This is a genomic window from Chryseobacterium endophyticum, assembly GCF_056333165.1.
In genome coordinates this window covers 1-9,159 of record NZ_JBWGXE010000016.1, presented here as the reverse complement: position 1 = coordinate 9,159, position 9,159 = coordinate 1, and the positions used below count along the sequence as shown (strand labels likewise).

The 9,159-nt window shown below is 35.7% G+C and carries 7 protein-coding genes; 1 reads left to right on the top strand and 6 read right to left on the bottom strand.

Annotated elements, in window-relative coordinates; all coding sequences use genetic code 11:
• Positions 1 to 25 precede the first annotated feature (25 nt).
• The 4 genes from AC0N32_RS19555 to AC0N32_RS19540 form a co-directional block, all read right to left on the bottom strand.
• Entirely contained in the window at positions 26 to 202 is a 177-nt protein-coding gene (locus AC0N32_RS19555; RefSeq protein WP_476395511.1) for a hypothetical protein, read from the bottom strand.
• A gap of 653 nt (positions 203 to 855) precedes the next feature.
• Positions 856 to 1,551 carry a tyrosine-type recombinase/integrase gene (locus AC0N32_RS19550; RefSeq protein WP_476395510.1) on the bottom strand — a complete coding sequence of 232 codons (696 nt, stop codon included), beginning with the start codon at positions 1,549 to 1,551 and terminating at the stop codon, positions 856 to 858.
• Between the two features lie 25 nt (positions 1,552 to 1,576).
• Positions 1,577 to 2,377 carry a tyrosine-type recombinase/integrase gene (locus AC0N32_RS19545; RefSeq protein WP_476395509.1) on the bottom strand — a complete coding sequence of 267 codons (801 nt, stop codon included), beginning with the start codon at positions 2,375 to 2,377 and terminating at the stop codon, positions 1,577 to 1,579.
• Between the two features lie 103 nt (positions 2,378 to 2,480).
• Positions 2,481 to 4,814: a CHC2 zinc finger domain-containing protein gene (locus AC0N32_RS19540; protein WP_476395508.1), complete on the bottom strand. Its 2,334-nt coding sequence runs from the start codon at positions 4,812 to 4,814 to the stop codon at positions 2,481 to 2,483.
• 154 nt (positions 4,815 to 4,968) lie between these two features.
• Here AC0N32_RS19540 and AC0N32_RS19535 point away from each other — a divergent pair, with 154 nt between their 5' ends.
• Complete coding sequence (locus tag AC0N32_RS19535; RefSeq protein WP_476395507.1) at positions 4,969 to 5,307, top strand: helix-turn-helix domain-containing protein; 339 nt, start codon at positions 4,969 to 4,971, stop codon at positions 5,305 to 5,307.
• A gap of 88 nt (positions 5,308 to 5,395) precedes the next feature.
• On the opposite strand, the gene AC0N32_RS19530 is transcribed toward AC0N32_RS19535, so the two are convergent.
• Both AC0N32_RS19530 and AC0N32_RS19525 read right to left on the bottom strand, forming a co-directional pair.
• A complete protein-coding gene (locus AC0N32_RS19530) occupies positions 5,396 to 5,788 on the bottom strand; it encodes a WapI family immunity protein (protein ID WP_476395506.1) in 393 nt (130 codons plus the stop codon).
• Positions 5,785 to 9,159 (bottom strand): RHS repeat-associated core domain-containing protein (locus AC0N32_RS19525; protein ID WP_476395505.1); only part of this gene is annotated, 3,375 nt, incomplete at its 5' end. The genes AC0N32_RS19530 and AC0N32_RS19525, both read right to left, overlap by 4 nt.

The following is a 9,159-nucleotide window of genomic DNA, read 5'->3' as shown; positions in this document are numbered from 1 at the left end:
CACGAACAATAGTAGTGCAATCACTTTAGGTAATTTTATTTATCTGATAGTCCGCTCTGACCAGCGGGCTATTTTCTTTACAAAGGTATATTTTTTTTCTTATTGATTTGTCTGGTGGTTCTGGTGGTTTATTGTCGCTGTTGTTGTAAAATGTTAAAATATGGGTAAAATTGGTGCTGTTTTTAGCTTCGGCTTTATCCACATTTTAACATTTTTAGTTGTATTTATCTGCTAAATTCCAATCGAAGAACTTTCAAAAGTGATGGTGCATTTTTCCTTGTTTCGGGTGGTTGAAGCGTTGGAGAAAAAGTCTTTTTTCGGAGCTGGAAAGATTCGGGGAAAGTTGTTGGCTAAAAACGGTGGAAGCGGAGTTTTTTGTAAAAACGAAGCGTAGGAAAGCATTTTACATAATCCCAAATTATAGGCAATGAGGGATTTGCCAGTAACGAAGCTTGTCGGAGTGGAAGGCAACGTTTAGCGTTGGGTTTGCGTATAATTTTGATTATGTAATTTGCTGTGGCTGTTTTGTGTGGGAGAGTTGGAGGGTTTGAGTGGAGGAAAATGTCTTTTTTGAAGTGAGGGCGGCTCTTCGACTACGCTCAGAATGACAATTTAATTCAAAATGCAAGCGTTGGACTTTGGCTCTTTTTACTTTTTCCTTGGTTCTTATTTTATCGGATGGAACTGGTTAATCGCTGTCTGTAACGCATCAATCCCGGTTTCTCTGTATTTTTCGGTGGTGTCTGCGTGTTTGTGTCCTGCAAAATATTGTACTTTTCTTAAGTTTTCGCCCTGGTCTAATTTCAGTTTGATAACGCTTTGTCTTATCCTCGTGGAAGTCAGTCGTTTTGTAAACTATTTTTGATACGTTGAGACTAAATAATTAATATCTTCTTTTGTGGTTTTTGTTCCTAATTTTCCTAATAAAAAATAGTTTTCTGCTTCTGTTCTGAAGGTTTTTAATTGTTCTCTTTCTTCCTTTAAATACTGATAAAATAACAATATTTGTTCTGCTTTTAATTCTAATATTCTTTCGTTGGTAATTCCTGTTTTCTGAACTTTTATTTTTGCATTTTTCAGATCTAGATTTTCAATCTTTAATCTTTCAATTTCTCCAACCAATAACGCTTGATTCACCAATAAACTCATTATAATTTGGTTTCTTTTTTCTAATGTCGGATAACGTTCTTTTCTCGGTTCTAAAAGCTTTTGCAGTTCTTTTTCCGTGAGTAATTCCTGTAATTGTATCGGGTTTTCTTTGCCGTCTTTTATCTTTATACTTGTTGCAATATTTGTTTTTATCTTTCGTGTCTCTACTAAATAATCATAGTATTTTTTGATGGCATAAACCGTTCTTTTTACGCTTTGAGGAGTATAGCTTTTTCTTAAGTATTCTACATATTCCATTAGATTCTGATAGCTCAGTTTCTCCGAATTTTTATAATGCTTTTTAAACTTTTCTATTTCGTAGAGATAGTTTTTTACAGTTCCTTCAGATAATTCATTTTTTAAAAAAGTTGTTAGCCCGTGGTTGTCAGTTGATGGTTTCATTGCTACATTTTCACTTGGTAAATTGTTACATTGTATTGATTCTTGTATAAATCTGTGTAGTTCCTAAATATTCGTGTCCTAAAAAATCCCTCACTTTTTCCAGTTCCATTCCTTGCTCTAATAACTGCGTTGCAATTGTATGTCGCAAACAATGCAATGTAAATCCTTTGTTTTCCAATCCTGTTTTCCGGAGTAATTTTCTAAATTCTTCGTAAGGGTTTTGGGTGATCAGTTTTTCGTCCTGGTTCCGGGCTTTGGTTTCTAAAAATTTCTCAAGATCTTTTTTAACCTGTTTGGTAAATGGGATCACTCTGCGTTTTTTGCCTTTTCCTTTTCTGATATATAACAAACAATTTTCTAAATCTATATCTTTAATTTTCAGTTCTGTTGCCTCTGTCCTTCGTAATCCACACGCATAACATAGGTGTAATATAATAGTCTGCAGCTGACTGCTTTTATTGTATAATTTTCTGATTTCTTCGTCTGTAAATACTTTTCTTTCCTCAGATTTAGGAGCTTTTATTTTCAGTTGATAAGGATTGATTTTTATGATTCCGGTTCTTTGCAGATAATCAAAATAGAGTTTGATAGCCAATGCAATAGAGTGCAGATAATTGTCACTTAAGGGCTTTTTAGTTCTTGAACTTATGACCGTTTTCAGATAACTGTAATAATCTAAAATATCTCCCGTTTGCACTTCAAAATTTTCTTTCCGGGTATATCTCAAAAACTTTGCAATCTGCTTTGGATAGGAGTTTATAACGGTTTTGCAATACCCTAAGTTCTGTAATTCTTTTCTAAATTGCAGTATGTTTTCTTCATCCATGTGTATCAAGTATGACGGTTTTGCTTTTGTGTTTTCTGTGGAAAATGGAAACAAACGATTTTAAATTACTAAATAGTTGATTTTCAATAACTCTTGTTTCCGTTTAGCTTCCGCTAGCGTCCAGTTTTAGTTTATCTATTATCTTTTTAAAATGGTCTTTTAATTCCTGTCTGACTTTTCCAATATCATCAGAATAGCCGATTTTATAAGTAAATCCTTTGTTTACAAAACCTTTCTGTTTCAGATATTCCAATCGTACCAATTCATTGAGATAAACCTGTAATTGACTTTTCTTAAAACCTGTATATTCCATTGCTTCAAAACGGTTAAATTCCCTTTGTTCAAAACGTTTCTTCAATTTCTCTAAAAATTGTCTCAGGCTTCCGTCCAGCTCGTCTATCTTCAAAATAATGCTCTCAAAAAGGATATCGATTCCCTGTTCTAAATCTTCGATTTCGGTGATTAATTTTCCGTCACTGGTCTGTTTTCTTTGATATTGATTTAAGATGGTAATTTGTTTGATAATAGATTGTACCATTTCATTTAAACGTCTTTTATTCTTTACTTTATCGGGTAATTGAAGTTCCATTGCGTAAGGATTTACCACTTCATAACATTTCAGATTCTTGACCAATTTCTGTATAAAACTGATGGCTTTCTGCTCGTTGTTCCTGTCAATCATTCCTGCATTTTTCAGGTTCTGGTAATCAATAATTTTCCTGGTCTGTTCCTCACTTTCGTTGATGGCAACAATAAAACTCCGGTTCATATTATCCTCATACGTTTCGCCTTTTGTCGTTGCAGAAAGTGAACTAAATTGACCTTTCACAATCTTATGAGAAGATTTATTATTTCCTTTTTTATCCTTGATGGTTACGGAACTTCTTAATACCTGGTTCGATATAAATTCTCTTAGTGCATAGAGTGCATCTTCTTTTAATCCATCCAGATCTTCGATAATTATTATCTTTTGGAATAAATCAAATTCTCCCCAATTATATAAGCTTGATTCTGTAATTCTTGTAAATCTCAGAACATCTTCCTGGGGCATTAAATCCGCAATCCTGCTGATAATATGCGTTTTCCCGCTTCCGCTTGAACCTTGTACACTTCCGTGTAATGGACTTTTGTTTAAATAACTTATCGTAATTAAAAACAATAATAATCTGCTGTTTTCTTCCCCAATAATCCCTGCTTTTTCAATCAGCTGGTTCAGGTTCTGAAGTAAATTTTTCTGCTCTAAAAAATCTATAGGACTTTTAAGGTCGTTCGTTCGAGTTGTGTCCTGACTCGAACGTTTATTTTCTGTAATCTCGACAGGATTCAAACTTGCAACCCTTTCATTTTCAACTGAAAGAAAAATATCTTTTCTATTATTAATCAGCTCTACAAAAATACTTTCATCGTGCAATTGCAATGTTTCGTTGATATCATTATTAGGAAGTTCAACCGTTGTAATTTTAACATTGTTACATTGTTCCTTTAATAGATTGCTACATTTGGCGACAGCCATTTTTCCTGCTTTATCCTGGTCAAAACAAAATATAATTTCTTCAAGTTCCGGAAGTTCTTTTATTGCGTTTAAAATCTCCTCATTCAATCCGTTCGTTCCAAAACAACTTATCAGACTGTAATTATTTCTGATTTCTTTTATCTGAAGTAAACTTGCACAATCAATAATTGCTTCTGTAAGAATGAGTTTTTTAGTTTCTTTCTTTGGATATCCCGGATAAATTCCGGAACGATTTTTTAGATAAAAATGGCGGGATGTTCCCGCAGCCAATTTATTATCTTTAGGTTCTAAAATGCTTCTTCCGTAAATGCTTACAATTTTATTCTCCCTGTCTTTCAGAGGAAAAATAATACATTTATTGACAAAAACCTGATACGCTTTTTCTTTGGTTCTGTTGTTGACGAGTCCTTTGTCTAATAGTAACCCAGTTTCAACGGCATTGTTTATCAACTCTTCGCTTTTTCTTTCCCCGTGATGGAACTGTCCCGAGTTGTAACCAATCTCTAAAATACTGTTGTCTAAACCTCTCTTCTCTAAATATTCTCTTGCGGGCTTACTGCTATGCAAAGCATTTTTAAAATAGGCGAACATCTTTTCTAAAAAGTCTGTCCGCCCTTCCTCTGCATCTTTATGTTGACTTTGTGTTTTTCTCTCTGCCTTAAATACTGAACTCTCAATCAAAGATTTTGCTTTCTTTATCGCTTCATGTTTTGTGAGTTTTTCGTAATCTTCAATAAACTGTATCACATCGCCTGTCTTTCCGCAAGCGTGGCATTTATAAAAATTCTTGTCCGTATTTACCTGAAGGCTTGCTGTTTTATCTTCATGCCAAGGACATAAAAGCATATTGTTTTTAGGCTCAAGGTAGTAATGTTGAAGAACTGCGGATAAGCTTAAGCGTTCTTTGATGGCAGAGATTTCCATTGATTAAAAAATTTCTAAAAATTTAACATTGTCAACTTTGTTTGGCAAATGTGAATATTACTTTTCTTTTACGCAACAAAAACACATTTCTTTTGTCAAACTATTTTATCTAAATTTGCTCATAATTGCTATTTTAACTTAATATTAGTCAAGTATGTTGAACATTGGAGAGCGCATAGTACAACTTCGTAAACAGTTTAATCTTTCGCAGGAAGATCTAGCCAAAAGGATTGAAGTTTCCAGAACAATCATCGGGAACTACGAACGCAATGCAAATACTCCTTCCATTGAAGTACTGATGAAAATGGCGAAAACTTTTAATGTAACGGTAGATTATTTAATCGGGGAAGGTGAGATTTCCTCTTACGACAAAGAAGTAATGAAACGCATCGAAGATATCGACAAGCTTGATCCTGCAACCAAAGAACATCTGTTCTTTCTCGTTGACAACATTATCCAAAATTTTAAAACAAAACAGGCGTTTGCTAAATAATAAAACCCTCGCAACTTGCGAGGGTTTGGTTATTTATCCGCTCAAAGTCACAGACTTTGCGCAGCGGGGTTCTCTTTTATGCTGCTTATTATAACAACCTTAGTTCTGCACGTAATTCATTATTAAATTCGATAATGTCAATAGGATACACTTCAAAATAAAAATTAACGGAGTTAAAATAAGTTTGATCTTTTAAAAAACCCTCTATAGAAAATTCTCCATCATTATTAGAAAATTTTATTTTCAATCTTTCATCTATATGTTGAAAATAACAGACTCTTGCTTTATTAGAACACAAAGAATTTAAATTATTACCTAGTTCTTCTAAATCACTTAATTCAACAGATATTTGCTGAGAAGCCTCAAAAAAATCGTTAGTTATATTTACATTCATTTGAATAAATATTGGATTTTCATTATTCAACTTAATTAGGTTTTGGAATTCCATCCTTTGAGTTCCATTCTTATTTTTTAATATCATAAACTTGTTTTTGGTAGTGGGACAAAATTTTTATGAAAAATCTTATTTCCATGAGTAATTCCTATTTGATAAGTTCCTTTAGTGCCATTTACACTTCCTGACATCTCATACCAATTGGCTCCATCTTTTAATCTTTGAGACCAAGAACCATTATTAATAATATGGCTGTCAAAATTTGTAGGAAAATTATGATAAAGATCTGTTTTTAGCAATAAACTTGCATCATAAGTAATAGGATCTGTTACTGGAATTGTTTTCAGACTTGTTTGAACTCCTAAGCTACTTATTCCATCTCCAGCTAATGAACCTGTAGTAGATAAAGAAATTCCACCTGTAATTCCTACTGCACCTAGAACAGCCTCCGCTGCAATTCCAGATGCAGCCATTTGCATACCGATTAATCCATTGTATGCCAATTGAGAAGAAGGATTAGCAAAAGGATTATCAGGGGTAGCTCTTATATATGAACCATCATTATTTCCAAAAGCTAATGAGCTCATGGATGATGCATTATCGCCTCCATGTATTAACGGGTCTAAATTTATTCCAACTCCAATATCCGATAGATTATAAGAAGTTGTTGTAAATGTAGTATTAGAATTTAAATTTACATAAGAGCCGTTGGCTGCTGAATAAGTTCCACTTTTACCCAAATAAGTTTCATTTTCCCCTGCTGTAGCCTGACTTCTAGCATTAGGATTCCAATACACCTGATTCGTTTCTCTATTATGTACCCAATCTTTTCCAGATCTCCCATCCGGATCAATAAATCTAATTGGATTATTCATTACATAATTATAAGGCGACCATCTTCTGTATTTTTCCGCTAGCGGATCCACCACGCCCCATCTTCCAATATCCGGCATATAAAATCTTGCTCCGTAATCATACATGCCTGTTTCAGTCTGCAATTCCTTACCATTATACTTATACTGATACGAAGGATTTCCTGTCAAATCATTATATCCTTCATGCTTTAATCCAAAAGGATAATAGTTGTTTTCTTCAATAACCAATAAGCTGCCTTCATTATTGTAGTAGCTTAAGCGTATATTTCCTAAGTGATCTGTATAATTGTAAATATACTTATTTATTACAAAATTAAAATAACCCTCCGAAGTTGAAACAAATTTTAAACTTCTGTTAATAATCGAAGTAGGGATGCCACCCCCTTCATATTGAAAGCCATCCAGATACTCAGTGATGGAACTTCTTTCAGATTGATTTCTGGACACACCATAAGTATAATCTTTACTCAACTTCGTGCCATCAGCCCGATAAAGATACTTAGTCATTACATTACGGGTTTCGTTGGTTCCTGTAAATGTGTTCCTGTAAATATACGTCTGATCAAATTTCAGCTTATCAGGAAGATTTAAGTAATTATAATCAATCTGTAAAATTCCTTTATCCTTATGGGAAGTCATATTTCCATTAAGGTCATATCCGATCTCTGTTCCTGAAACATCAGGATATCCTCTGTAATCGGTGGAAGAATCGGTAACGGTCTTTAAGCGGTTGCTATTTTTATTGTTGAAATATTGGTAGGTCAGATTATCAATTAATCCTGCTGTGGTATTGCCGGCCAAGGAAGCTGTTCTTTTCAGTCCGGAGATATTCCCGTTAAGGTCATAGGTTATCTTTTCAAAGTATTCATTAACTGAAGGATGGTCATCTCTCTGGTAAAACCCGGCGGAGAGTCGGTTCAGCTTGTCATACACATAACCATATCTTCTTAAGTAATCCCCCGAAACAGTGTTCGTCCGCCAGTCAACTTCGGCAATGTTCCCATTGTATTTAGGTAATACTTTTAAATTGGCATCAAAAGGATCAGGCGTTTGTTGTCCCTCCACCTGATTGTATTTAATCTCATACCCAAAGAGTTTGCTGCCTAAATTCTTCGGATCATTAATCTTGGTCATCCATCCCCTGATATTATAGCTGTAGCTGATATCCTGAAGTGGAGTCGAAGGTGATATACCCCCGACTTTCTTCCCCGAAAGCTGTGAAAGCTCATTGTAAGTGTTCTGAGCTAAATATTCTGTAGGGCCGTTATCTACCTGATGGGTGTGCGTCATTAAGCGATTCTGCGTATCGTAGGTGAAGTTTTCGGTGATGATCCTGTCGGTATCCGTACTCAAGCGTTTATGCCGGGTAATACTTTGCTGAACCACCCCTGAAAAGTCAAGTTTTGAAGCCACTTCCGTTCTTCCTCCTAAATGGTTGATCGAATAATTCCCGACCACCCGGCCTCTCTTATCGTAATACACATAGTTTTTTGTCCAGTCGTCATCCTCGATATTTTTTACCAGACTCATCACCGGAAGGCCTTTGGTACTTTTTCCATCCTGATCCGGGGCGTCATATAATAAAGATTCTTGTGAGATGGACTGTGACAAATCCGGCGTGAAGCTATAACGCATATCATACAAGTTATCGTAATAATTGATGCTCAGAAGCTTTGTGATGGTATTTGGGAAATTATTGGCTGCGGTATTGTCATAATATACATTCATGCCACTTCCGGTGAAACCTACGGTAATGGTCCGGGCCACATTATTACTTCCTTTGGAGTCTACATTCGCCTGTTCATTGGCTCTTCCGGCACTGTCGTAATTTGCCGTGCTTGTATAAATACCGGTATAGGCTATTCTGCCAAACTTATCATATTTGGTGAAAAGCCACTGTTTTGAGGCACCCATATTGGCATCCTGGGTCATGGCTAAACGGTTCTGTTTATCATACACCATATATTCCCAGCCTTTTCCGGGAAGCCTTTTTTCTACCATACGGCCCCTGCCATCATATTTGTACTGGTAGCAGAGGTTTTCCAGGTCAGAGGATGACAGGCTTTGAATGACTGAAGCCAAAGGCGGAATGACAAAAGCCAGCTGGTTGTATTCATTGTACACATAATACGTATCGGCTTTTTCCGTGGCACTTAACATTTTTCTGACCAGCAATACCTGTCCCCGTCCGTTCTTAAATTCGATGGTCAGGTTACCGTCTTCATCCGTTACCATATTTTTATACAGCTGCGAATCACCATAAACGGTACTTTGGCTCATACTACTTTTTGTACTTCCATATTCCCAGCTTGTTACGGTGGTATATTTCTTTACGGCATCCTGTGTTGTATTGACGTCATAGTCAAACTGCACAGGCTTCTCGCTCCACGCCTGGCCTACCTGTTTCTGCTGTAAGATCCTGTCTAATGGTGAGTTTTCCAGGACTTTCTCTGAAAATGCTCTTTCATTGGGGTACACTCCTGTGGGGTCTCCTACCGGAAAATTACCCGAAGTCTGGGAGTAGATTGCACCATTGGCAGTAGCGGATTGCGGGACAGGAAGATAATCTCTCAGCTGCCTTCC